This window comes from Monashia sp. HAY1-5C (assembly GCF_056755255.1).
Genome location: NZ_JBPGXG010000261.1, coordinates 1 through 1,692, shown reverse-complemented (window position 1 = coordinate 1,692; position 1,692 = coordinate 1). Strand labels below are relative to the sequence as shown.

The window sequence follows — 1,692 nt, the reverse complement described above, 5'->3', positions numbered from 1 at the left end:
TGACGAGGCCGTCGCGCAGGAGGTCCTCCTCGACGGCCCGGATCGTGCCGACCATGCGGGGGTCGTCACCGTCGACGAAGCCGATGGAGGACAGCGTCAGCAGCGACGCGTCGAGCTCGGTCGTGTCGTAGTGCTGGACGAAGGTGTTGCGAGCCGGGTCGTAGCCCTTGGTCAGCACCTCCTCGCGGACCCGGTCGCGCAGCTCGCGCCAGAGGTCGACCGGCCCCTCGAGGCCGTACTCCTCGACCGCGCGGACGGCCCGGTCGAAGGCGGCCCACACCATGGCGCGGGAGTGGGTGAAGTGGCGCAGGGGGCCGCGGATCTCCCACAGCCCGTTGTCCGCCTCCTGCCAGTGCGTCGTGAGGTGGTTGACGAGGGCACGCTGCAGGCTCCACGAGTCGTCGCTCTCCTCGAGGCCGCGCTGGCGGGCGTGCTCCAGAGAGATCATGACCTCGCCCAGCACGTCGGTCTGGCGCTGGTCGACGGCGGCGTTGCCGATGCGGACCGGTCGCGAGCCCGCGTAGCCGGACAGGTGCGGCAGGGTGCGTTCGGGCAGGTCGCGGCCGCCGTCGACGCGGTACATGATCTGCATGTCCTGGGGGTCGCCGGCGACGGCGCGCAGCAGCCAGTCGCGCCACAGCGCCGTCTCGTCGAGGTAGCCGCAGCCGAGCAGGGCCTCGAGCGTCAGCGCGGCGTCGCGCAGCCAGCAGAACCGGTAGTCCCAGTTGCGTTCGCCGCCGACGTCCTCGGGCAGCGAGGTCGTCGCCGCCGCGACGATGCCGCCGGTCGACCCGTGCGTCAGGGCCCGCAGGACGAGCAGCGAGCGCGTCACCGCCGCGGCGTAGGGTCCGGTGTAGTGGCTCTGCGCGGCGTAGTTCTCGCTCAGGGCGAGGGTCTCCTCGATCCGGGCCCGGACGCGCAGCGGCGGCGGGATGGCCTCGTGGCTGCGGAACCACGTCGTCGAGAACGTCATCGTCTCCCCGGCGGCCACGTCGAACTCGTCGACGTGGTGGCCTTCCCGGGCATGCGGGAGCCGCGCACCGCGCAGGACGAGCATGTCGGGGCCGGCGATCGCCGTGATGATCTCGTCGGTGCGGCCCTCGCGGTCGTCGGTGTGCCGCATGACCCACGGTCGGGTGCGCCCGTAGTTGAAGCGCACCGTCCACTCGTGGCGCATCCGGACCGTCCCCTCGACCCCCTCGACGCGGCGCAGCACGTCGGAGCGACCGTCCCCGAGCGGCATGACGTCGGTGACGCGAACGGTCCCGGTGGACGTCACGTGCGTCGTCTCGAGGATGAAGGAGTTGCCGACGTAGCGACGCGTCGTCCGGGCGTCGGGGTCGGCCGGCGTGAGCAGCCAGCGGCCGTTGTCGGGGGTGCCGAGGAGCGCCGAGAAGCAGGCTCGCGAGTCGAACCGGGGTAGGCACAGCCAGTCGACCGAGCCCTTGAGGCTGACGAGGGCTGCAGTACCGAGGTCGCCGAGGACGGCGTAGTCCTCGATGGGCGTGGACCGCGGCGTGCTCATGGAGCGAGTATGCCGAACGGTGCCGGTGGCGCCGCGAGGCACTGTCGGTGGCCCGACCTAGCATGGGGCGCGTGACTGCTACGCCCTCCGGCACCTCCCACTCCCTCGTCGTCCGCGGCGCGCGCGAGCACAACCTGCGCGACGTCTCGGTCGACCTCCCCAGGGAC

At 72.2% G+C, this 1,692-nt stretch carries 1 protein-coding gene; it reads right to left on the bottom strand.

The annotated features are described in order from the left end of the window. Positions 1–1,525 (bottom strand): glycoside hydrolase family 15 protein (locus ACR9ZK_RS21515; protein WP_481344002.1); only part of this gene is annotated, 1,525 nt, incomplete at its 3' end. Between the last annotated feature and the right edge of the window lie 167 nt (positions 1,526–1,692).